This is a genomic window from Achromobacter aegrifaciens (genome assembly GCF_902859735.1).
Taxonomy (GTDB): domain Bacteria; phylum Pseudomonadota; class Gammaproteobacteria; order Burkholderiales; family Burkholderiaceae_B; genus Achromobacter; species Achromobacter aegrifaciens.
Window position 1 is genome coordinate 235832 of the sequence record NZ_CADIJY010000004.1, and the last position, 23718, is coordinate 259549.

Consider the following 23718-nt stretch of genomic DNA (forward strand, 5'->3'; position numbering starts at 1 on the left):
GCCTCTCGCATCCCGCCTTACGGCGTCACGATGTTGAACCAGAACGGGAAATCATCCAGCGCCCCAAACACTTCGGCCAGCTTGGCCTGATCGCCGCTGACCTTGACGTCGCCCTTGGCCATGGCGTCCTTCAGCGTGGTCTGCTTCAGCATGATGTTGTTGAGCGTCTCGCGGGTAAGCGACACGCTGGCGCTGGGATCCTTGGCCGCCTTGCCTTCGGAATGGTTCAGCACGCTGTTGGCCATTTCCAGCATGTACTTCTGCTTCGTGTCGGTGAAATCCACGTTCAGCACGACGTGCTTGCCCTCGGTCTTCTCGCGGTTCAGCCGCACCGCGAAGTAGTCGAACAGCATGTCCAGCGTCATAGCGCGCACGGTGTCCGGGCTGGCGGTGTCCGGCACCGGCAGCTTCTGCACGCCTTCACGCAGTTCCTTCGCGCCGGTCAGGTAGAAGTTGCGCCACGGGCCGCTTTCGGCCTGGTAGCCCAACTGCTCCAGCGCATCGGCCTGTAGGTTGCGCGCCTCCTGGTTCTTCGGATCGGCGAACACCGCGTAGTTGACCACCTCGGCCACCCAGCGATAGTCGCCCTTGGCATAGTATTCGCGCGCCTTTTTCACCACGGCGTCCACGCCGCCCATCATGTCGACGTAGCGCTTGGCGCCCTCTTCGATGGGCAGGGTGTGCAAGGTGGCGGGGTTGCCGTTGAACCAGCCCAGGTAGAGCACGTAGGTCGCGCGGACGTTGTGGTTGACGGAGCCGTAATAGCCGCGGTTGGAGAACTTGCTGGCAATGGACTTGGGCAGCTTGACCTGTTCGGCGATCTCTTCCTTGTTGTAGCCCATGTTGGCCAGGCGCAAGGTCTCGTCGTTGATGTAGCGGTACATGTCGCGCTGCAGGCTCAGCTGTTCGCGCACGTCCTTGTTGTTCCAGACCGGCCAGTGGTGCATGGCGTACATCACTTCGACATCGTCGCCCCACAGGTTCAGGGCCTCGTTCAGGTACTTCGACCAGGCCAGCGGATCGCGGATCTTGGCGCCGCGCAAGGAATAGGTGTTGTGCAGCGTGTGGGTGGAGTCCTCGGCCGTGTTGAGCGCCTTCTTTTCCCTGATGTAGTACAGCATCTCGGCAGGCGCTTCGCTGCCGGGCGCGTACAGGAATTCATAGGTCAGGCCGTCGATGGTGCGCTTTTCGCCGGTCTTCTCGATGATGTCGGTGGGCGGAATCAGCGTGACCGTGCCCGCCGAGGTCGTCGTGCCCAGGCCCGCGCCCACCTGGCCCGTCGCGCTGGGCGGCAGCAGGTTGCCGTACATATAGCTGGCGCGGCGGCTCATGGCCGTGCCGGCCATCACGTTTTCGGCCACGGCGTGTTCCAGGAATCCCAGCGGGGCATAGATCTTGACCTTGCCCGCCTTCACGTCGGCCTCGTCGACCACGCCGCGCACGCCGCCGTAGTGGTCCACGTGGCTATGGGTGTAGATGACGGCCACGACAGGCTTCTTGGGGCGGTGCTGATAGTAGAGGTCCAGCGCGGCCTTGGCCGTTTCGGTGGAGATCAGCGGATCCATGATCGTCAGGCCTTCCTTGCCTTCGACGATGGTCATGTTCGACAGGTCCTGATTGCGGACCTGGTAGATCCCGTCCATCACCTGGAACAGGCCCGAAATATTGATCAGTTGCGCCTGGCGCCACAGACTGGGATTGACGGTGTCGGGCGCATCCGAGCCTTCCTTGATGAAGCCGTACTTGTCCGAATCCCAGACCAGGTTGCCCTCGGCGCCCTTGATCATGCCGGCGGGCAGCGGCGCGATGAAGCCTTTATGGGCCAATTCGAAGGCGGTCTTGTCCGAGAACGGCAATTCCTTCAGAAGGGCCGCGTTGGCCTCCTTGGTGGAGGCCTCGGCGGGCTTGGGTCCATTAGCCGCCCATGCCGGCGCTGCAAGCGCGAACGCCAGGGCCGTCAACGCGGCTGGCGCCGAGCAACGACGGCGCCTGGACGGCAGGCGTTGCTGTGCATGGAAATCGGTCGCGCGGCGAAGCAGCTTCATGATCACTTTCTCCAGACGGGTAGAGGACAAACCGCCCTGAATATGGCGGTCCGGCAAGCAACTGAGTCAGGCGAATGCAGAGGACAAGATCAAACTTGCAGGGGACGAAGCGTGAGGCCGACGCGCCGGAGGAGAAAGGAATCAGCCCGGAAGAGCGATCGCATGCGACGGGGTGTTGGCTGTATCGAACAAAGCCTACACATTTTTCCTTCTAAATCAATCGTGAATTGCAATTAATCACGTTTCGCATTGCGAACGGCGGCGCCTCCATTTATCTTTGTCAGACTGAACGCGGTCGATACCCACCCCAGGCATGGCATATTGCATGGAGCTTCGATGAGCCCCCGGTCTAGCCACGCAGGCATGCGCAAGCGCAAAATCGGCCTGCTTGCGGTACTGGTCGCCCTGGCCGTGCTGAGCGTTGCCGTCGGCTTTTCCAACGCCATGTACTCGAGCTACCAGGTACAGAAGGCGCAGATCATCAAGAACGCGCTGGCCGCCAACCACGCGCGCGCCGAAAAACTGGCCGAGGTCATCGACGTCTATGTCGCCGCGTTGCACCGCCAAGCCCGGAGCGCCGCCGACCGGCTTCCGGGCTCCCTGGGCAAGCCCCAAGCGCTGCAGGATGAGTTGCAGCGCCTGGCCGGCCAGATCGATTCGCTGCACGCGGTCATGCTGGCCGACGCCGAGGGCCGTATCGTCGCCCGTTCCCCCATGGGACAGCTCGCGGATGCCAAGGTCCTGCGTCTTGCCGACCTGGGCATAAGCGCCCAGGGCCCAGCGTCCTGGGTGACGACAATACCCGGGGCGCAAGCCGCGGTGCTTACCGTGGCCGAACCCGTGGAAGACGCGGCCGGCGCGCCCCTGGCCTACCTGGCCATCGCCATCACGCTGGACGCCGGCAGCGGCATGGACCGCATCATCGGCGACCGCGACGAAATCGCCGGCATGTCGGTGTTCCTGGTCGGCAGCAACGGCGACGTGCTGTACCGCAGGCATGCCCCTGCCGGGACGTTCGATCTGGCCAGCCTGGAGCCTGCACGGCACGGCGGCGCCGCCCTTTATCCGAAGGCGGACGGCGGCGCCGTATTGATCGGCTACGCGCCTTTGGCCAAGGGCAATTGGGCCGTGGTGGCTCAACGTTCGCTGGATCAGGTGCTGTCGCCGCTGCGCGAATTGCTCGGGGATGCCCTGCGCTCGGCCATCCCGGCCATCCTGCTCACGCTGTTGCTGGTATGCGGCCTGGCCTATGCCATCGCCTCGCCGCTGTCGCGTCTGACGCGCGCCATGAGCGCGGGCAAATCGCCTGGCGTGGACCTCGGGCGGCTCAACGCATGGTATGCCGAGGCCGACACCTTGCGCGACGCGGTGGAGCTGACGCTCAACCAGCATCAGGACGAGGTGGGTCGCCTGAATACCCAGGCGCTGACGGATCCCATGACCGGACTATTGAACCGCCGCGCCATGACCGACGTGCTGGACGCCTACGCGGCCGATGGCGCATCCGTGGCCGTCATCGCCATGGATCTGGACCACTTCAAGCGCATCAATGACAGCTTCGGCCACATGACGGGCGACAAAGTGCTGATCGCACTGGCCGAGGTAATCCGCGCCGGCCTGCGCGACCAGGATCGCGCCTTCAGGGTGGGCGGAGAAGAGTTCATCGCCCTGTTGCCTACCGGCTCGGCCGAAAAGGCGTGCGAGATCGCCGAGCGCCTGCGCACCGCCGTAGCCCGACGCCTTATGCCGGACAGCGTGGGCCGTGTAACCGTGTCGATCGGCGTCGCGCTCTGGCCGCAGGACGGGGAATCCGCCGCCGACGTCATACGGCGGGCGGACGAAGCGCTCTACGAATCCAAGCAGCTAGGCCGCAACCGCGTGACGCTATGGCGCGACCGCGCCGCCACCGAACAGTCCCCTCCGAACAAGCGCAATTGAACACACGGTGACCAAATGAACTATTCCCTCTTGCTGGCGGGTTTGGCTGTCCTGTTCTTCGCGCTGCTGCTGCTTGCCATGAGAATCGGAAGACGGCTCGGACATGGCGCGGACGACAAAAGCGGCGCGGGGACCGCCGCCATCGAGGCGTCCGTGTTCGCGCTGCTGGGCCTGCTGGTGGCCTTCACGTTTTCGGGCGCGGCCCAGCGCATGGCCGAGCGCCGCGACCTGCTGGTCCAGGAGGTCAATGCCATCGGGACGGCGTGGCTGCGCATCGACATGCTCGATGCCGCCGACCAGCCCAAGCTGCGCGAGCAGTTCCGCCGCTATGTCGACAGCCGTATCGAGTATTACAGCCACGTCGCCGCGCTGGATCAACGCGAAGCGATTGCGGCCCGCGTGGGGGCCCTGCAGAAAGAAATCTGGACCACCTCCATGAGCGCGGCGCGCCATGCCGTGCCGCCCTTTGCCGCGTCGTATGTGGGCGCAGTCAACGACATGTTCGACGTGTCCACCGCGCAGACCGTGGCGCAGAAGGTTCACCCGCCCGTTGCGACCTATGCCTTTCTGGTCTTTCTGGCCCTGGTCTGCGCCTGCCTCATCGGATCGAAACTGGCCTTGTCCCAACGCGACAGCCTGCTGCATCAACTGGTCTATGCCGTGGTCATGACCGCTGCGATATACATCATCGTGGACTTCGAGTTTCCGCGCATAGGCACGATTCGGATCGACCAGAGCGATGCGCTGCTGGCCGCCCAGCGGCAGGCCATGGTTGACCCGCCTGCCGCGGCCAAGTAGATTCGCTGACGCCGCAAGGCCGGCTGCTGTTGGACACGCATTCATTCCGGAGATGACATGCCCCCGCCCGTGATGATGGTGATACGGCGTTCAGGCTGGTTGCTCGCGCTGCTTGGCAGCGCAAGCTTTGCTCCTGCCATGGCCCAGGGCCTGCGGCTAAGCCAGGACGACCTGCAAAAGCGCGCCAACGGGGTGCTCGCCATCATGTCGTTCTCCATCGTGCCCGACATCACGACCAGTTCCCTGAACATAGGCGGAGGCAGCGGATCGGTCTCGGGATCCAGCGAATTCGCCATGACGCAGCTGGGCGGCGGCGACACCATCTCCAAATCGGTCCCCATCTACCTGGAAGGCGTGCTGGCCGCCAGCCGCTACGATCCGACCTTCGTCGCCACGCAGGGCGCCGAATCCCGCAGCATCCCCACCAAGTGGAACAGCTTTTCGGCCACCGGCGGCATAGGCTGGGACTTCAAGCTGACCGACGAACTGAAGCTGCGGCCCATCTTCAATTTTGCGCTGGGCAACGTCACCAGCGACCTGCGCGCCGCCAGCTGGTATGTGGGCCGCCAGACCGGCAAGGACATCAGCTTCCTGGACAAGGGTTCGCTCAACGCCTATGGCCTGGGCGGCTCGCTGATGCTGGACTATGAGCATTACCGCCCCGGTTACGAGGTCGACGTGGAGCTGCGCTATTCCGACATGCGCCTGCAGAGCTTCAACAGTTCTGCCGCCGTCGAGGGCCACGCCACGGCGCAATCGGCCAATCTGTGGGCGCGCTACCGTGCGCCAACGGGATTCGTCATGCTGCAACGGCCGCTGCGCTACGTGCTGGAGCTGACGCACTCTGAGTTCCTGGGCGACCAGCGCGGCATCTTGGGATTCGACCGGCTGACCTCCGTGGGCGCCGGCCTGGAGCTGGATTCCAGCGCCTATGACGTGATCATCACCCGCACCCGGCTGGTGGGCCGCTATGTGTTCGGCACCAATGTGTCGGGCTTCTCCGTCGGGCTGGCAGTGAGCTTCTGAACCGGCCGCCGGCGGAATTGCGCCGGATTTGTTACTCCCCCCTCTCCGCCCGGCGATGCCAGACTGTTTCCAGGCCGCCGAGCAGCCAGTCTGCGCGCAGACCCTTGCGCCAGGGCCTCGGCCCGCGATAAGGAGGTAGGAAATCATGACTGCATCAAGCAATGGCGCGCCCATGCGCACGCCCCCGGTCGTCTCGCCCCAGGACTGGGAAACCGCCCGCCAGCAACTGCTGGTCAAGGAAAAAGCCCACACCCGCGCCCGCGATGCGCTGGCCGCCGAACGCCGGCGCATGCCCTGGACGCCAGTGACCAAGGCCTATGCGTTCGAAGGCCCGTCGGGCATGCTCGCCCTGCCCGACCTGTTCGACGGCCGCCGCCAACTGATCGTCTACCGCGCCTTCTTCGAGCCGGGCGTGTATGGCTGGCCGGAGCACGCCTGCCGCGGCTGCTCCATGGTGGCCGACCAGGTCGCGCATCTGGCGCACCTGAACGCCCGCGACACCACGCTGGTCTTCCTGTCCCGGGCGCCGCAGGCGGACATTGCGCGGCTGAAAGCGCAGATGGATTGGAAGATGCCCTGGTACACGCTGACCGATGGCTTCGATACCGACTTCGGCGTGGACGAGTGGCATGGCACCAATGTGTTCTACCGCGACGGAGACCGCATCTTCCGCACCTATTTCCTCAACAACCGCGGCGACGAGCAGATGGGCGGCACCTGGAACTACCTGGACATCACGCCGCTGGGCCGCCAGGAAGTCTGGGAGGATTCTCCTGAAGGCTATCCGCAGACCCCGACCTACAAGTGGTGGAACTGGCACGACAGCTACGTGCCGGACGCGCCGCCGGACAGAAAATGGGTCGAGATTTCCGATGCGGGCGAGGCCGCATTCCGGGCGCAGAGCGCAGCCGCCAAACGGTGAGCGGGCGGGCGGCTGGCCGGGCGCGGCCGCTTGCCGTATTCATTGGTAATTAAAATAACCAATAGATACACAAGCTCAAACAACAGCAATTATCGGGGTCCGATGACCGTGCTAATTTATGCGCCCGCCGACCTTCGGCCCAGGCGTATCCCCAGCGTCCCCGTCAGGCGGCCGTTGCCGGGCCGCTGCGCCCTCCTACCCCTATTTGACGAGAACCCATGCACAAGAACCTCGAGAGCGACACGATCATCGCCCAGGGAAAAAAGCGGATGTCCGGCCTGCTGCTGGCGGCGGGCCTGGCGCTTGCGGCAACCGCGCCGGCCATGGCCGTACCGCCGATCAAGGCGCACGGCGCGCCTGCCGCTGCACCCGCCACGGCAGCGCCCTCGGGTTCGGTGCAGAAGACCGACATCCAGAACCAGGCCGCCTATGAGCGCCTGATGAACAACAGCGGCATCACCCTGCAATGGCTCTGGTCCGCGCAGCGCGGCCACCTGACCGCGACGGATGAAAACGACGTGGTCCGCATCGAGGGCACGCAGGCCAACCACGAAGGCACGCTGAAGATCAAGGGCGATATCGTCTCCATCGCCAGCGACCGCTTTATCTTCCGCGGCACGATCCTGATCCTGGACGCGCCGGACAAGGGCCGCCGCTGCGAACGCAACGGCGAGTTCGAGTTCCGCGCGACCGGCAAGCGCAAGTACTGGCGCCTGCAGCAGATGGAAGCCTGCGGCGGGCTGACGGACTACGTGGACGTGTACTACTGAGCCCAGCCTGCAAGAAGGCTATGCTTGCGCATCGATGCCGGCGGCCTCCTCATGCCGCAGTCCGCCGGCGCCACGGCGCGCGGCATATCTGAGGAGGTTTACATGATCACCGAAGTGGACAAGAAGCACCTGGCGCGCTGCGTCGAGCTGGCGAAACAGGCGCTGGAAGCGGGCGACGAACCCTTCGGCTCGGTGCTGGTTTCACCCGACGGCGTGGTCCTGTTCGAAGACCACAACCATGTCTCCAGCGGCGACCGCACGCGGCATCCGGAATTCGAGATCGCGCGCTGGGCCGCCAGCAATCTGCCGCCGGCCGAGCGCTCGGCCTGCACCGTCTACACCTCGGGCGAGCACTGCTCCATGTGCGCCTCCGCGCATGGCTGGGTGGGCCTGGGCCGGATCGTCTATGCCAGTTCTTCTGCCCAGTACCGGGAATGGCTGCGGGAATGGGGCGTCGCCCCCACGACCAAGGTGCGGCCGCTGGCCATCGCCGAAGTCGTGGACGGCATACCGGTGGAAGGTCCCGTGCCGGAATTCGCCGAACAGATCAAACTGCTGCACCAGGAAAGAATGCGCCGCCGCGGCTAGGCGGCGCCCTGCACGGTTCGCCGTTACCGCCCGTCTCAATCGTCAGCAGCAATCCGCAGTATTCTCGCTGCACCGCACTATGAACAGGACTCCCGCATGCCCTCTGCCCTGACCAAATGGCTCACCAGCATCGCGTTCGGCCTGCTAGTCGCCTGGGCCAGCGGCGGCGTCGTCAATCCGGTCATGCAGCAGGCGCTCGGGCTGGCGGACTTGACTGGGCTTGCCTATATGGCGGCGCTGGACAGAATGCTGATCACGACGGGCGTCGTGTCGCTGCTGATAGGCGTGGCGCTAGTCGCAGCGCTGGTCCGCATTCCAAATTTTCGCCGCCTGATCGGCTGGGGCTGCGCCATGCTCGGCCTGGCCGTCCTGCTGAACCTGCTCGGCGCCGTGCTTGCAATGGAACCCGGCATCTTCAATCCGGCCAGCGGCGGCAAGCAGGCGGCCAACGACGCCTATACGGCGCTGTTTTTCTGGGCGCTGATTTTCGGCCTGCCTTATCTGGCCGGCGGGCTGGCGCTGACCATAGGCGGCTGGGTCCTGATCCGCAAGAATCCCGGCCCGGGCGCGGCCAGGCCGGCATGACACGGCCGCCGTGCGCCCTTAAAGTGTGAAATTAACCGGAGCTCCGCAAGCTCCCATCTCCCTGTTTTTTCTGGCCCTACTCGCTCCATGTCCAACCTCATCGTCCACGGCGGCACCCCTTTGCGCGGCCGCGTCATCCCTTCGGCCAACAAGAACGCGGTCCTGCCTGTGCTGTGCGCCACCCTGCTGACGGACCAGCCGCTGCGGCTGCACGGCGTGCCCGACATCACGGACGTGCGCAAGATCCTGGACATCTTCCGCACGCTGGGCAGCGAGGTGCGGCTGGACGAGTCCACCCGCACCCTGGACCTGCATCACCGCGACACCGCCTTCGACGCCGCCCGCCACCGGCTGCCCGAGGAAATGCGCTCTTCCATCATGCTGGTGCCGCCGCTGCTGGCGCGCTTCGGGGTCGCGCGCCTGGAAGACAACGTCAAGGGCTGCACCCTGGGCGTGCGCGAGATCGATCCGCACGTGGACATCTTCCGCTCCTTCGGCGGCGAGGTGGAACGCGCCAGCGGCTCGCTGCTGGTCCGCAGCAGCGGCCCGTTGAAGCCGACCCACCACTGGCTGGACTACGCCTCGGTGACGACCACCGAGAACTTCGTGCTGTGCGCCGCCGCCGCGCAAGGCGAGTCGACGCTGACCAACGCCGCCTCCGAGCCGCACGTGCAGGAGTTCTGCCGCTTCATGGCGATGATGGGCGCGGACATCGACGGCATCGGCACCTCGCGGCTGACGGTGCGCGGCGGCGTCAGCCTGGGCGGCGGCGAATTCACCTTCGAGGAAGACTTCCACGAGATCACCACCTTTCTCGCGCTGGGCGCGATCACGGGCGGCGACGTGGTGGTGCGCAACAGCACGCCCGCGAACTTCCCGCTGATCGACCGCACCTTCGCCAAGTTCGGCGTGCAGATCGTGCACGAGAACGGCTGGTCGCGCGCGCTGCGCTCGGGCCCCTTGAAGGTACAGACGCCCTTCACCAGCAATGTGCTGACCAAGGTCGAAGCGGCGCCATGGCCCTATTTCCCGGTGGACCTGCTGCCCATCTTCATCGCACTGGGCGTGTGCGCCGAGGGCAACGCCATGTTCTGGAACAAGGTCTACGACGGCGCGCTGGGCTGGACCGGTGAGCTGTCCAAGTTCGGCGCGCACGTGTTTTCGTCCGATCCGCACCGGCTGATCACGTTTGGCGGCCGGCCGCTGACGCCCGCGGTGGTCGAAAGCCCCTACATCATCCGCGTCGCCATCGCGCTCTTCATGATCGCCAGCAGCATCGACGGCCGCTCGGAAATCCGCAACGCCACGCCGATCCGCCGCGCGCATCCCCGCTTCGTCGAAAACCTGCGCAGCCTCGGCGTGCAGGTGGAATGGACCAGCGAGGAGTAAGCTTTCCAGATACGCACGCCACGGCGCGCATAACGGGAGCGGGCCGACCGGCTCCCGGCGCGGCGCGCCGCCCTCCTTAGGTCATGGCCTCTCACGCAGGAGGCGTACTCCATGCCGCGTCCGAACCCATAGGCGGCCAGGGCCTGCTTCGCAGGCCCCAGTTTCAAAGGTTGTTCACGAAGCAGCACCTTCAAGGAGGTGTGTGATGAGCCAACTTTCCGATAGCGCCCTGGATGATCTGAGAGCCTCAGCCCGAGGCCAGGTCCTCTGCCCGGGCGACCCCGGCTACGACGACGCCCGCAAGATCTGGAATGCGATGATAGACCGCCGGCCGGCGGTGATCTTCCGATGCGCCGGCGCCGCCGACGTGCGCCGCGCCGTGGATTTCGCGCGCGACAACGGCCTGGTCCTGTCCGTGCGCGGCGCAGGCCACAACATCGCAGGCACCGCGGTCTGCGAAGGCGGCATGATGATCGACCTGTCGCCGATGAAGTCGGTGCGCGTCGATCCCGTGCGCGCCCGAGCCTATGTGGAGCCCGGCGCGACGCTGGCCGATTTCGACCACGAGGCCCAGGCTTACGGCTTGGCGACGCCGCTGGGCGTGAATTCCACCACCGGCGTGGCTGGGTTGACGCTGGGCGGCGGTTTCGGCTGGCTGACCCGCAGGTTCGGCATGACCATCGACAACCTGCTCTCAGCCGATGTCGTCACCGCGGATGGCAAGCTGCTGCACGCCAGCGAACAGGACAACCCGGATCTGTTCTGGGCAATCCGGGGCGGCGGCGGCAATTTCGGCGTGGTCACCATGTTCGAATTCCAGCTGCATCCGGTCGGACCCGAGGTTTATGGCGGCCTGGTCGTGCTGCCGCTGGAACAGGGTAAAGAAGCGCTGTCGAAGTACCGCGATGCGCTGGCGACCCTGCCCCAGGAACTGACGGTCTGGGCCGTGCTGCGCCTGGCTCCGCCGCTGCCGTTCCTGCCGCAAGCGGTGCACGGCAAGCCCATGGTTGCCTTCGCCATGTGTTATTCGGGCGATCCGGCCAATGGCCCAGCCGCGGTGGAAGTGGTGCGCGGCTTCGGCACGCCTTATGGCGAGCACCTGGGCCCCATGCCCTACGCCGCCTGGCAAAAGGCCTTCGACCCGCTGCTTACACCCGGCGCCCGCAATTACTGGAAGTCGCACAATCTGGGCGGGCTGGAAGACGGGCTGATCGACGCCATAGTGGCGGCGGTGGAAAATCTGCCTTCGCCGCAATGCGAGATCTTCCTGGGCTACATCGGCGGCGTAGCGGCGCAGGTGCCGGTGTCCGCCATGGCCTATCCGCACCGCTCGGCGCAATTCGCCATGAACGTGCACGGCCGCTGGGACTTTCCGGAAGAAGACGAGCGCTGCATCGCGTGGGCCCGGACGCTGTTCCGGACCACGGAGCCCTATGCGCAAGGAGGGGTGTACGTCAACTTCCTGACACAGGACGAACCGGAGCGGCTGGGCGCGGCCTATGGTCAGAACTTCGACCGGCTGGTCCAGGCCAAGACCCGCTACGACCCGCAGAACCTGTTCCGGCATAACCAGAACATCAAGCCGGCGTCGCCTTGAACCCTGCGGACGCGGCGGGGGATACGGCTAGCGGGCGCCGGACCTCCCCGCCGCGTTCAGGGCCGCGGCCGCTCGGATCAGCGCCGCCAGGGCCGTTTCGTCCAGCGTTTCCCCCTCGCGGATATCGATGGCGCGCCGCGTGTTGCCGTCCAGGCTGGCGTTGAAGAGCCCGGAGGGATCCTCCAGCGCCGCACCCCTGGCGAAGGTCAGTTTCACGGCGCTTTTGTAGGCTTCGCCGGTACAGATGATGCCGTCGTGCGACCACACCGGCACCCGCCATTTCCATTCCTCGACTGCGCCGGGATCGGCCTGCCTGATGATGGCCCTGACCCGCGCGAGCGTCTGGCCGCGCCAGTCGTCCAATTCTCGTATCCTGGCGTCTATCAAGGCGGAGGCCGTCTCTTGCGTTGCCTCTTTGGTTGCGTTGCTCGTCTTGGTGTTCATGCCATGTCCCGGGAAAGATCGCAGACGGATGCGTCAGGAAGAATACCTGCATCGATCCCGGAAAATTTGTTAACTTGGTTAGCAAACCAAAATAGCTAGCACCGTAACGGGGTCACGGAAGAGGAGAATCAAGCGCAATGGCCAATCTGGTTTTGCTGCTGCTGGGCGTGGACTACCTGCGCAAGCGCGCCCGCGGGCTGTATGTCATCGGCGGCCTGCTTTTCATTACAGGCGTCACGCTGTTCATCGACGCGCTCGATAATGCCGTCTATTTCCCGCTGAATTTCTTCGCGGCGCTGCTGGTCCTCGAAGGCCTGGCCACGCTGGTGATCGCCAAGTCCGGCGTGGGTGGGCAGCGGGTGCTGCGCTATGCCAAGGGCGCCATCGTGCTGACGGCGGGCATCCTGGTCCTGATCGGCCACCATCACGGGCATTTCGCGCTGTCCATGCTGTTCGGCCTCATGTTCCTGGTGGACGGCCTGATCCAGTGCACCGCCGCCTACGTGGTGCGCTATGACCGCTGGCGCTATGTCTTTGCCTCGGGCGTGGCCGAAATACTGTTGGCCATCTTCTTTTTCCAGCCCTACCCGACCCATTACGTCGGCACGGTGCCGTACTGCCTGGGCCTGTTCCTGGCGTTTACAGGGCTGCGGCTGCTGTCGCTGGCGCGCCGCGTCCGCCACCTGGACTCCAACCCTGCGCTGGACGTCAATCCGCATCCGGACTTCATGCCCACGCGCGCCGACGCCCATGCGCAAAAGGTGTTCGACGGCCCGCCGCTGGAATCGGAGCGCGCGCTGACCGTGCACGTCTGGACGCCGTCGGGTTCGGCCAAGACCGAGACGCGCAACTATCCCGTGGTGAACCGCTACATCGCCGCCGTCGACATCAACGGCGTGGTGTCGACCGGCCACGCCGCGCTGGAATCGCCGGAAGGCGTGTACATCAGCCTGTATCCGGCCCAGGAGATCGACCACTCTCCGGAACAGTTCGGCACCCTGCTGCGCGCCACGGCCGAAAACAACGTGCCCGGCGTGTACCAGCCCGACTACGCGACCGAATCCAAGGCCTGGACCCCGTCCACGATGCGGGTGCGCATCCGCAACTACGACGCAGCCAAGCTGCAGGCCTTCTGGGACGAATACCGCAAGACCGAGATCTACAACCTGACCCACCGCAACTGCTCCAGCTCCGTGTCCAGCGCGCTGGAAGCGGCGCTGGACGGCGTGGTGGGACGCCTGCACGGCCCGGATGCCGGTTGGCGCGTGCTGCTGCGCCTTTTGCTGACGCCGGAACTGTGGGTGGCGGCGCAGATCCGCAAGCGCGCGCTGACCATGGCCTGGACCCCGGGCCTGACGCTGGACTATGCCCGTGCGCTCAGCATGCTGGCCGACCCGCGCCCGTTCGGCTGGTGGAAGATGTCGCAGGACGCGCTGCGCCAGATCGCGCGCATGCGCGCCGGCTGGCGCAAGCAGGACCGCAAGGCTCAGGCCCGCAATGCGGAGCAGGCCGAGTCCTCGCAAGGGGCGCAATGACGGCCCCGCAACGCGCGTGAAGACGCCATGATTGCGCAGATCGTGAGCGGCGTGGCCATCGTGGCCGGCGCGGCCTGGGGCGCGGCGGCGCTCTGGTTCCAATCGCCGTTCCCCGGCCGCGCGCGCGCCGTCCTGCCGGCGGCCTGGCTCGCGCTCGCGGCCGGCGCACTGATCGGCCTGTCTATCGGACAGCCCTTGATTGCCTGGCTGTTCGGCGCCCTGCTGCTGGCGCTCTTGGCCTGGTGGTGGCTGGGTGTGCGGCCGTCCAACGAGCGCCAGTGGATGCCCGAGGTGGCGCGCCAGACGCAAGGAACGGTCGAGGGCGACATCGTCACCCTGCGCAACGTGCGCAACTTCGACTGGCGGTCGCGCACCGATTACGACATGCGCTGGGAGACCCACAGCTACGACCTGTCACGCCTGGAATCGGTAGACCTGGCGTTGTCCTACTGGGGCCGGCCCGCCATCGCGCACGCCTTGGTGTCGTTCGGTTTTGCGGATGGCCAGTACGTGGTGTTCTCGGTGGAGATACGCCGCAAGCTGCACGACGTATTCTCGGAAATTGGCGGTTTCTTCCGCCAGTACGAGTTGTCGGTGCTGGCCTCGACCGAGGAAGACAGCCTGCGCGTGCGCACCAATGTGCGCGGCGAAGAAGGCTATCTGTACCGCGTGCACATGCCGGACGGCGCGGCTCGCAAGCTGTTCCTGGCCTATGTGGAGACCGCTACCCGGCTGGCGGACAAGCCGCGCTTCTACAACACGCTGACGGGCAACTGCACCACCATCGTGTACCGGCTGGCCGACCAGATCGTGCCGGGGTTGCCGCTGGATTACCGCGTGCTGTTCTCGGGTTATCTGCCCGAGTACCTGTACCGCCTGGATGCTCTGGAAGGAGCGGATAGTCCGCTGGCGTATCGGCAGGCCGGCCATTACACGCAGCGTGCCCGCGCCACCGCGGACGCGGCCGAATTCTCGCGCAACATCCGGCGCGGCGTGCCAGGCGTGCCGCAGGCGCCCGCCCCCGCTCAGGATGGCGCGGCCGTGCCCGGCGCCGGTGCGCGCAGCCGCGCCAAGTAAGCGCCCAGTGTCTCCAGGTGGCTTTCTTCCGAGCGTAGCCCGACATGGCCATCCGCCCTGACGGCCAGCACGAGGATATGCCGCACGCCGAGCCTTCCGGCCACCGAGGGATCCACATAGCCGTCCACGCCATCGACATCCGCATTCGCCGTCAGCGCGACCACGGCCTCGATGATGGCGCCGTCCGATAGCGGCTCGATCGCGGCGCGAACCTGGGCAAGCGCATCCGCAGACGTCCGCGGGCCGCCCAGGATGAAGACTGTATGGCCCTTGCGGTGGGCGCTCTCATGCAACATCCCCGCGCCGCCCGCCGCAAGGCGTATCGGGATCTGGTCGGGCAGCCGCTGGCCCGGCGAAACCGGGTCGTGCCGGTCTCCCATGACGATGGGCGAATCGCGGTAATCGATGTCCAGCTCCGCCTCGGCAACGGCCTCGTGGTGCTGCGAGGCGCCATCCTCGAAGGCTTTGCGGATGGCGGCATTGCGCTCGCGCAGCACGTCCGGGTCAGTGGCCAGCTGGGCGCTCTCGGCCTCGTCGCCCGACGCCAGCACGCGCTGCGCGGCCGGCCGGCGCTCCGCCTGGTAGCTGTCCAGCAGACTGTCCGAGCACTGGCCGCCGCAGACCAGCGCAAGCTTCCAGGCCAGGTTGACGGCGTCGTGCAGGCCGCTATTCATGCCATGGCCTTGGGCCGGACTGCAGGTGTGCGCGGCGTCTCCGGCCAGCAGGATGCGACCGGCCCGGAATTGCCGCGCGACTTTGGTGTAGCAACGGAAGCGCGCCGGATGGGCCACGTCCTCGAAATTCGCCTCGGGCAGATAGCGCCGCAGCGTGGACAAGGCATCGGCCACCAGATCGGAGTCTTCGGCAGTAGGCCGCAGATACACGCGCCAGCGCTGGCCCGGCAGCGCCGTCAGGATCACCGGGATCCTGTCCAGGTAGGCGTAATTGGCCTCGAAGATCTCGGGCCAGCCGCTGATCGCGGCGTCGAACACCGCCCAAGGCTGGCTGATGTCGTGGCCGTCCTGCTCGATGCCTGTCAGCTCGCGCACCGTGCTGTGGTGGCCGTCGCAGCCTATCACCCACTCGGCCAGCACTTCGATTGCGCCGCCCGGCTGCTCGATCCTGGCCAGCATGCCGTCCGGCCGTTCCTGCAGATCCACCAGCTTGCTGGCCCGCTGGACGGCGCCGCCGTGGCTGGACAGATAGTCGGCGAGGATGGACTCCGTGACCTCTTCCGAAATCCCGATGTTGTAGGGGTAGCGGCTGCCGCAAAGGTCCAGATCGATCTCGCCCAGCACCTTGCCGTCGGCATGGATGCGCGCGCCGCGCTGCTTCACGCCCGCGGCCAGCAGCGGCTCGACGATGCCCAGCGAATCGAAGATCTCCAGCGAGCGGGGGTGGACCACCGTTGCGCGGTCCCATTCCAGCGGCCGCTCGTGCGCATCGATCAACAGGCACTGCACGCCGCGCCGTTGCAGCTCGGCGGCGGTGAGCAGGCCCGCCGGACCGGCGCCCACCACCAGGACTGTCGTTGCAATCACCATGATGTCGCCTCGAGAAATTTCGAGGCGACCTGGATTGCGCCTCGGCACGAACCAAAAAAAGTAAGGCCGCGCATCGCTGGCCGTCAAAGATATTGAGGCTTACGCCGCTGGCATGACGCCGCGGACGGACCTCAACCTTTTGGACCGATCCCTGGCGACTCAGCGGTGGCCGGCCAGCTGCGCGGCCTCGCCCAGCAGCGCGTCCAGGAGGCGGCGCGCCGGCACCGTCAGCGGCGCATCGGCGCGGTGCGTCACGTAGATGACGGTCTTGGGCAAGGGATCGATGATGTCCAGCCGCACCAGCCCCAACGCCGGCCCGTAACGGTCCAGGAACCCTTGCGGCATGATGCCGATCAGGTCCAGCTGCGGCATCAGCGCCAGCAACGTGGAAAAGGACTCGCATTCCAGCTGCAGGTGCAGCGCGCGTGCCTGCGTTTCGTCGCTGTACAGCGCCCTGGGATCGCCGGGCCCCTGCGCCGGCCCGGTCAGCACCCAGGCGGCTTCGGCCAGTTCGCTCAGGCGCCGGGCGCCGGCCAGCGGATGCGACGCCCGCGCAACGATGACCGACTGGCTTTCGAACAGCGGCTGCACGGCCAGGTCGCCTCCCCCGCCCGCTTCGGGCAGCGGCCCCAGCGCCATGTCAAGTTCGCCCGAACGGATGCGCTCCAGCGCCTGCGGATACAGCGTGTCGCGCACCCGCAGCCGCACCTGCGGCCAGCGCGCGCCGTAGCGCGCCACCGCGCCCGGCGCCAGCAGGATGGCGGCGGCGGGCGATACGCCCAGGGTCACCTGGGCTTCGGCGCCGCGCAGGTGCCAAGCCAGGTCTTCATGAGCCTTCTCGATTTCTCGCATGACGACCGCGGCGCGCGCCGCGAGGATCTCGCCGGCCTGCGCCAGCCGCACGCCCTTGGGCGTGCGCACCACGAGTTCGGCGCCGACCTCTTCTTCCAGCTGGCGCAGCGACTTGGTCAGCGCCGGCTGCGACACGTTCAGGACCTGCGCGGCGGCGCGCATGCTGCCAGTCCGGGCCAGGGTGAGCAACAGGTTCAGATGCTGGAGTCGCAAGCCGCCTCTCCGGCCGATTACCTGGGGTAATCGACATCAAAACAATTCAAGGGATGCGCGCGCAGGCCGTCGATAGAATTCCTGCATGCCCCAATCGGAGACAGGAGCCTAGCATGACCCGAGGCGTGAAGAACATTCTCTTCATCATGTGCGACCAGCTGCGCTACGACCATCTTTCCTGTTTCGGCCACCCCAGGCTGAAGACCCCGAATCTGGACGCGCTGGCCGCGCGCGGCGTGATCTTTGACCGCGCCTTCGTGCAGTCGCCCGTTTGCGGCCCGTCCCGCATGAGCTACTACACCGGACGCTACGTGCATGCGCACGGGGCCAGCTGGAACTTCGTGCCGCTGAAGGCCGGCGAGATGACCATCGGCGACCATCTGCGGCCGCTGGGCGTGCGTTCCGTGCTGGTGGGCAAGACCCACATGCGCGCCGACATGGCCGGCATGTCACGGCTGGGCATAGACCCGGCCTCCGTCATCGGCCGCCGCATTGCCGAATGCGGCTTCGACGCCTACGAGCGCGACGATGGCATCCATCCGTATTCTGGCCACGACCCGGACCCGCGCTACAACGACTATCTGCGCGCGCAGGGCTACGGCGGCGACAATCCCTGGGAAAGCTGGGCCAATTCCGCCGTGGACGCGGACGGCACGGTGCGCTCGGGCTGGTTCCTGAAGTACTCCAACCTGCCCGCGCGCGTGCCCGACGAGCATTCGGAGACGCCGTACATCACGCGCCGCGCGATGGACTTCATCAGCGAGGCGGGCGAGCAGCCCTGGTGCCTGCACCTGTCCTACATCAAGCCGCACTGGCCCTATCTGGCGCCTGCGCCCTACGCCGGCATGTACAACGCGCAGGACGCGCTGCCTGTGGTGCGATCGGAGGCCGAACGCGCCGACCCGCATCCGGTGTACGCCGCGATGATGCAGCATCGCGTGTCGGCGACCTTTTCCGAGCCCGGCGTGCGCGAAGCCGTCATGCCGGGCTACATGGGATTGATCAAGCAGATCGACGACCAGCTCGGCGCGCTGTTCCGCTTCATGGAGGCGCGCGGACTGTTCGACAACACCATGATCGTATTCACGTCCGATCACGGCGACTATCTGGGCGACCACTGGATGGGGGAAAAGGACCTGTTCCATGAACCCGTCATCCGCGCGCCGCTGATCGTCTACGACCCGGATCCGCGGGCTGACGCCGCCCGCGGCACGCGCTGCGCGGCCATGGTCGAAGCAATAGACCTGGCGCCGACCTTCCTGGAGGCCTGTGGCGGCGTGCCGGTGCCGCACATCATGGACGGGCGTTCGCTGCGGCCCCTGCTGTTCGGCCAGACGCCGCCGGATTGGCGCGACCACGTCATCTGCGAGTACGACTACGCCTTCCAGGATTCGCGCATCGCGCTGGGTACGTCCGCGCGCCAGGCCTGGCTGCGCATGGTGCGCGATGAACGCTGGAAGTACGTGCTGGCCGAAGGCTACCGGCCGATGCTGTACGACCTGCAGGAAGACCCGAACGAATTCGTCGACCTGGGCGCCTCGCCCGCGCATGAGGCGGTGCGCAAGCGCATGGAGGAATTGCTGTTCCGCTGGGCGCGCCAGCCGCGCCAACGCGCCACGGTGGCCGACGGCACCATCGAATCGATCGAAGTCCAGCCGCGCATTTCCGAGGGCGGCATCCTGATCGGCTATTGGGACGAAGCCGACCTGGCCCGCGCCAGGCAGACGTTCAAGCCCCGTTTCGCATCATCCAACCCGCTCGTGAAGCCGACGCTGGATCGGCTGTCGCAATCCTGAGGAGTGCAGCATGATTCTCGAAACCCCCGACATCACCCGCGCCCAGGCCGGCCTGGACGGCGTCTCCTGGAACATCCTGGGCCAGGTGTACGTGCCCAAGCAGGTCAGCCTGGACAGCATTTCCTGGCACGCCACGTTTCCGGAAGAGAGCTTCGTGCCGCCGCACGTGCACCCCAACCAGGACGAGTACATCTTCGTGCTGGACGGCCGCATCGACCTGCTGCTGGACGGCAAGAAGACCTCGGCCGGCCCCGGCGACCTCGTGCGCATGCCTCGTGGCGTGCCGCATGCCTTCTTCAACAATTCCGGCGTCGCCGCCACCGCGCTGTTCTGGGCCGCGCCCGCGGGCAAGCTGCTGGAGCTTTACCGGCGCATCCACAACATGTCGAGTCCGGCGGAGGTCGTTGCGGTGGCGCCGGAGTACGACGTGATCTTCATGCCGCCTGTCTCGTCAGCGGCCTGAACCATGCGCCGCCGCACGCTACTGAAGGGCCTGTCCGGCGCCCTGGCCTGTACCCTGCCCTGGGCCGCCCGCGCCGCGTACCCGGACAAGCCCGTACGCATCATCGTGCCGCTGCCGGCGGCCAGCCCGCCCGACGTGCTGGCGCGCGTGATCGGCGAAAGGCTGCAGCGCCTGTGGGGGCAGCCGGTGGTGGTGGAGAACCGGCCCGGCGCGACCGGCATGATAGGGCTGGACGCCGTCGCCCGCAGCGCCCCCGACGGTTACACCGTGGGCATCATGTTCCTGACGCATACCGTGCTGCCGGCGCTGTTCGGCAAGGTGTCGTACCGCACGGATGGCGACTTCGCGCCGATCGCGAACCTGGTCTGGCTGTATAACGCCCTGCTGGTGGCGCCAGGCAGCGAGTACGCCGACGTCCGCGGCCTGGTCGAACAGGCGAAGCGCCAGCCCGGCAAGCTCAGCTACGGTTCCGGCGGCAACGGCTCGCCCGCCCATCTGCTGGGCGCGGCCTTCTGCCAGGCGGCCGGTATAGACATGCTGCACGTGCCATTCAAGGGTCCTGCGGAAGCGGCGCAGGCGCTGATGGGCGGCTACGTGCAGACCATGTTCGCCACCGCTTCCGTCGCAGTGCCGCTGGCGCAGTCCGGCAAGCTGCGCGCGCTCGCCGTCACGCGTGATGGCGGCATGGCCGCCTTGCCCGGCGTGCCCACGCTGGCCGAGGCCGGCGTGCCTGCGTTCAACCTGAAAGAATGGGAGGGAATCGTCGCTCCCGCAGGTACGCCGCCGGACCTGATCGCCAAATGGAACGGCGCCATGCAGACCATCCTGGCCGACGCCGAGGTGCGCGACAAACTCGCCGGCCTGGGCATGGAAGCCGCCCAGGCCAACACGCCGGCCGAGTTCACCGGGCTGATACGCGGCGAGCTGCAACGCTGGTCGGCGTTCGTGTCGGAACAGAAGCTGCGCAACGGATGACGGGCGGGCGGCCAAGCCCGGCCGCCTACTTCGCCACGCCCCCCACCCTGCCCAGGAACTCCAGCACCGCCAGATAGGAGCCTTCGTTGCCCGCCGCGTTGGCGCTGGGCGTGCCGCCCGCGTCCAGCAGCAGGCCGGACATGGCGTGCGGCTTGCTGATCAGGGTCGCGGGCAGGCAGGGATAGTGCACGTGATGGCCGGCGCCCATGCAGACATGGTGGAAGGTGGGCAAGCCATGTTCCTGGCGCCGCCGCATGACGATTTCAGAGTACGCGGTGCTGGGCCAGAAGCCGTCGTCCGACGCGCTGACCAGCAGCACCGGACCAGGATAGTTCTCGACCGGAATGCGGGCGCGCTCGAACGCCGCGCTGTCGCGCGTGGCGCTGAGAAAGGCGTGCGTCTGGCGGTACGGCGGCTGGGACGCGTAGGCGGCGTCCCAATTGGCGCTGGCGTTGTCCTGCCACAGGTGCGGCAGCGGCTCGCCGCCCTTGGTCCAGACCTGCGCGTCGCGGCCGGTGCCGGGCGCGCCAGCGCTGACCACGCCGTGCATCACGGGCGAAGGCACATAGGCGACCACTGCGCTTACCAGGTCCGGGTAATGCGAGGCCACCAGCAGCGAGGTCTCGCCGCCGCGGCTGATGCCGGACAGGGCCACGAAGCCGTCGCGCGGCTTGAGCTCCGCGCGTGCCCAGCGCAGCGCATGCTCGAAATACTCCAGCGGCATGTCGTTCAGATACTTGGGGCGGCCTTCGTAGTTGAAGATGGCCAGCGCCAGGCATTGGTAGCCGCGGGACGCGAACAGCGCCGCGCGCGGCGCGTTGACGCCGCCGGACGAGCCGTTCATGTAGATCACCAGCGGATGCGGGCCCGGTCCGGCGGGGGTGTAAAGCTCGCCCGACAGCGTCATGCCGCCGACTTGCTCGCGCACGCTGCGGTGCGTGACGCCTTCGGCCTGGAATTCCTGCACCAGGGTCGCCGCGGCGGACTGGCGTCCGTCGCTGGCTTCGATGCGGATGACGAGCGGCTCGGTCCGGTCCGGCGGGAACACCACGCTGGCCACGTCCTCGCAGGCCATGGACCAGACGATGCCCATGGCCGCGGGTTCGGCGTAGCTGCCGGACACGGGGCAATCGCGGGACAGGTCCAGGCTGCCGTCATGGCCCGCCACGAATACCGCTTGCGAGCGCCATGGCGCGCCGCACATCGTCATGCTGGCCGTGACCGTGATGAAGGCGTAGGCCGGAAAGCCGCTCACGCGGATCTCGCGCGTCACGTCGATCAGGGCGCGTTCCGGGGTGACGGTGATGCTGGGTTGTTCTGCCACGGTGGCTCCTTAGCTCTTCAGGTCGGTCTTGGGCACGCCGTTGGCCTTGATGACCTGGGCCCACATGGCGGATTCATCGGCGATGACCTTGTCCAGGTCGGCCGACGAGGTGAACTCCACGGTCACGCCCTGGTCCGCGAACTGCTGCACCAGGCTGGGATCGCGCGTGCCTTCGCGCACGGCGTTCTCCAGCGCCGCGACCACGGGCGCCGGCATGGCGGCCGGACCCGAGATCATCATGCGGGTATAGAGCTCGAAGCCGTCCACGCCCGCTTCCTTCATGGTGGGAACGTCGGGCAAGCTGGACAGGCGCTTGTCGGAGGTGACCGCCAGCACCTGCAGCTTGCCAGACTTGATGTTGGGCAGCGCCGAGGTCGGGAAGTCGAAGGTGCTCTGCACCGTGCCTGCCATCAGGTCCAGCAGCGCGGGGCCGCTGCCCTTGTAGGGCACGTCCTGGAACTGCGTGCCGGTCTTGGACTGGAAATGCAGCAGCGCCAGGTGGTTGATCACGCCGCGGCCCGCATGCGCGCAAGTGATGTCGCCGGGCTTCTTCTTGGCCAGCGCAATGAATTCCTGCACGTTCTTCACGCCCAGGTCGGGATGCACGATCAGCAGCATCGGCGACTTGCCCATGGAGCCCAGCTGCTTGAAATCCGATTGCTGGTAAGGCAGGTTGTTGTAGAGCAAGGGATTCAGGATCATGCCGTTGGTGCCGGCGAAACCCAGCGTGTAGCCATCGGGCTCGGCGCGCGCCACCGCCACCGTGGCGATGATGGCCTGGCCGCCGGGACGGTTTTCCACCACTACGCTCTGCTTCAAGGTCTTGCCCATGCGCTCGGCCAGGGCGCGCGCCGCGATATCGGTCAGCCCGCCAGGGGCAAAGCCCACCAGCAGGCGCACGGGACGGGTCGGAAAGGTATTCTGGGCCCAGGCGGGGCGCGAGATAAGGGGCAACGCGGCGAGCGCGCCCAGGGCATGGCGGCGGGTAAATCGCATACAACTCTCCAGGCAAGGACAACGCCCCCGCGCCCGGGAGAGGCCGCGGGGCAAAGCAATCGAAGGGAAAGGACGCGCGGCCCGCTCACCTTACGGCGAGCTGTCACGGCGTCAGTATGTTGTATGCAATACCGCGGACGGGCTATCTAGGGATATCCCGAGGCTCTCCGTGGAGCAAGCGAGCGCTTTATTCCGAACAGCGGTATTTGGTATGCGATCTGAGGGCGCTAGGCCTTGGTCATCAGCTTCTTCCAACCTTCCAGCCCCAGCCGCTTCATCGTATCGATGTTCTTCTCGTAGATTTCGGCGGCGTCCGGGAAGGACTCCACCGCGCGGTCGATGCTGTCTTCGCGCAACAGGTGCAGGATCGGGTACGGCGACCGGTTGGTGTAGTTCTCGATGTCGTCCGGCTGCGTGTCGGCAAACTGGAACTGCGGATGGAAGGTGGCCACCTGCAGCTCGCCCACCAGACGCATGCGCTTGAGCAGACGGTCGGACAGGTCTTCGAAGTCATTGAAATCAATGAAATCGTCCAGCGCGTCGGGAATGATCAGCAGCGTGGTGTCGATCTTTTCCGGATCGGCTTCGGCCAGCAGCGCCAGTTCGTCCTGCAGGTCGGTCAGAACGCCTTCGGCGTCGGTGGCATCGCTGACGGCAAAGCGGATCTGGTCCTTGACCTGCACCGCCTTGGCGAAGGGACAGAGGTTCAGGCCGATCACGGCCTGGTTCAGCCAGTGCTTGGTCTCAGCGACCACGTTGGCGTAGGCGTCGGAAGTGGAAATCATGGGTGTCCGTCCTGGAAAAAAGAAAAGCGCGGGCGTTGCGGCCCGCGCTTTGAAGA

At 66.4% G+C, this 23718-nt stretch carries 21 protein-coding genes; 14 read left to right on the forward strand and 7 right to left on the reverse strand.

The annotated features are described in order from the left end of the window. Positions 1-17 precede the first annotated feature (17 nt). Positions 18-2045: an alkyl/aryl-sulfatase gene (locus tag HV766_RS14140; RefSeq protein WP_254593319.1), complete on the reverse strand. Its 2028-nt coding sequence runs from the start codon at positions 2043-2045 to the stop codon at positions 18-20. Between the two features lie 363 nt (positions 2046-2408). Between HV766_RS14140 and HV766_RS14145 the strand changes: the two genes are divergently transcribed. The 9 genes from HV766_RS14145 to HV766_RS14185 all read left to right on the forward strand — a co-directional run bounded on the left by HV766_RS14145 (position 2409) and on the right by HV766_RS14185 (position 11658). Then, positions 2409-3983, forward strand: coding sequence for a GGDEF domain-containing protein (locus tag HV766_RS14145; protein WP_175181373.1), 1575 nt, complete (start codon positions 2409-2411; stop codon positions 3981-3983). Positions 3984-3998: 15 nt separating this feature from the next. Next, positions 3999-4781, forward strand: coding sequence for a bestrophin-like domain (locus tag HV766_RS14150; RefSeq protein ID WP_054456266.1), 783 nt, complete (start codon positions 3999-4001; stop codon positions 4779-4781). Between the two features lie 57 nt (positions 4782-4838). Further along, complete coding sequence (locus HV766_RS14155; protein ID WP_175181374.1) at positions 4839-5807, forward strand: hypothetical protein; 969 nt, start codon at positions 4839-4841, stop codon at positions 5805-5807. Positions 5808-5979: 172 nt separating this feature from the next. Continuing rightward, on the forward strand, positions 5980-6729 hold the full coding sequence (locus tag HV766_RS14160) for a DUF899 domain-containing protein (RefSeq protein WP_217472161.1): 750 nt from the start codon (positions 5980-5982) through the stop codon (positions 6727-6729). Between the two features lie 218 nt (positions 6730-6947). Beyond that, positions 6948-7499 (forward strand): hypothetical protein, encoded by a 552-nt coding sequence (locus tag HV766_RS14165; protein WP_119451278.1) that lies wholly within the window; start codon positions 6948-6950, stop codon positions 7497-7499. 102 nt (positions 7500-7601) lie between these two features. Then, positions 7602-8087: a nucleoside deaminase gene (locus HV766_RS14170; protein WP_054456486.1), complete on the forward strand. Its 486-nt coding sequence runs from the start codon at positions 7602-7604 to the stop codon at positions 8085-8087. Between the two features lie 96 nt (positions 8088-8183). After that, complete coding sequence (locus tag HV766_RS14175; protein ID WP_125472369.1) at positions 8184-8672, forward strand: hypothetical protein; 489 nt, start codon at positions 8184-8186, stop codon at positions 8670-8672. An 87-nt stretch (positions 8673-8759) separates the two neighbouring features. Then, entirely contained in the window at positions 8760-10061 is a 1302-nt protein-coding gene (locus HV766_RS14180) for a UDP-N-acetylglucosamine 1-carboxyvinyltransferase (protein WP_054456262.1), read from the forward strand. A gap of 205 nt (positions 10062-10266) precedes the next feature. Then, a complete protein-coding gene (locus tag HV766_RS14185) occupies positions 10267-11658 on the forward strand; it encodes an FAD-binding oxidoreductase (RefSeq protein WP_175181375.1) in 1392 nt (463 codons plus the stop codon). Positions 11659-11685: 27 nt separating this feature from the next. Here the strand turns inward: HV766_RS14185 and HV766_RS14190 are convergent, their stop codons facing one another. Further along, a complete protein-coding gene (locus tag HV766_RS14190; RefSeq protein ID WP_175181376.1) occupies positions 11686-12102 on the reverse strand; it encodes a DUF1801 domain-containing protein in 417 nt (138 codons plus the stop codon). Positions 12103-12239: 137 nt separating this feature from the next. Between HV766_RS14190 and HV766_RS14195 the strand changes: the two genes are divergently transcribed. After that, the gene (locus HV766_RS14195) at positions 12240-13637 is read left to right on the forward strand and encodes an HdeD family acid-resistance protein (RefSeq protein WP_054456259.1); all 1398 of its coding nucleotides are present in this window, start codon (positions 12240-12242) and stop codon (positions 13635-13637) included. Positions 13638-13664: 27 nt separating this feature from the next. Further along, a complete protein-coding gene (locus HV766_RS14200; RefSeq protein ID WP_175181377.1) occupies positions 13665-14714 on the forward strand; it encodes an Lnb N-terminal periplasmic domain-containing protein in 1050 nt (349 codons plus the stop codon). On the opposite strand, the gene HV766_RS14205 is transcribed toward HV766_RS14200, so the two are convergent. Then, entirely contained in the window at positions 14663-16258 is a 1596-nt protein-coding gene (locus HV766_RS14205) for an FAD-dependent monooxygenase (RefSeq protein ID WP_175181378.1), read from the reverse strand. The genes HV766_RS14200 and HV766_RS14205 overlap by 52 nt on opposite strands. Before the next feature lie 159 nt (positions 16259-16417). Further along, the gene (locus HV766_RS14210) at positions 16418-17323 is read right to left on the reverse strand and encodes a LysR substrate-binding domain-containing protein (RefSeq protein WP_054456256.1); all 906 of its coding nucleotides are present in this window, start codon (positions 17321-17323) and stop codon (positions 16418-16420) included. 113 nt (positions 17324-17436) lie between these two features. Here HV766_RS14210 and HV766_RS14215 point away from each other — a divergent pair, with 113 nt between their 5' ends. Genes HV766_RS14215 through HV766_RS14225 form a run of 3 tightly spaced genes read left to right on the forward strand, consistent with a single transcriptional unit; the run spans position 17437 to position 20557 of the window. Beyond that, on the forward strand, positions 17437-19119 hold the full coding sequence (locus tag HV766_RS14215; RefSeq protein WP_175181379.1) for an alkaline phosphatase family protein: 1683 nt from the start codon (positions 17437-17439) through the stop codon (positions 19117-19119). Positions 19120-19129: 10 nt separating this feature from the next. Next, positions 19130-19582, forward strand: a complete 453-nt coding sequence (locus HV766_RS14220) for a cupin domain-containing protein (RefSeq protein WP_054456254.1) — start codon at positions 19130-19132, stop codon at positions 19580-19582. Between the two features lie 3 nt (positions 19583-19585). After that, a complete protein-coding gene (locus tag HV766_RS14225) occupies positions 19586-20557 on the forward strand; it encodes a Bug family tripartite tricarboxylate transporter substrate binding protein (RefSeq protein ID WP_175181380.1) in 972 nt (323 codons plus the stop codon). Positions 20558-20582: 25 nt separating this feature from the next. On the opposite strand, the gene HV766_RS14230 is transcribed toward HV766_RS14225, so the two are convergent. The 3 genes from HV766_RS14230 to HV766_RS14240 all read right to left on the reverse strand — a co-directional run bounded on the left by HV766_RS14230 (position 20583) and on the right by HV766_RS14240 (position 23662). Next, positions 20583-21881, reverse strand: coding sequence for an acyl-CoA thioester hydrolase/BAAT C-terminal domain-containing protein (locus tag HV766_RS14230; RefSeq protein ID WP_175181381.1), 1299 nt, complete (start codon positions 21879-21881; stop codon positions 20583-20585). A 9-nt stretch (positions 21882-21890) separates the two neighbouring features. Next, positions 21891-22877, reverse strand: coding sequence for a Bug family tripartite tricarboxylate transporter substrate binding protein (locus HV766_RS14235; protein ID WP_054456251.1), 987 nt, complete (start codon positions 22875-22877; stop codon positions 21891-21893). 227 nt (positions 22878-23104) lie between these two features. Then, a complete protein-coding gene (locus HV766_RS14240; protein WP_054456250.1) occupies positions 23105-23662 on the reverse strand; it encodes a DUF1415 domain-containing protein in 558 nt (185 codons plus the stop codon). Between the last annotated feature and the right edge of the window lie 56 nt (positions 23663-23718).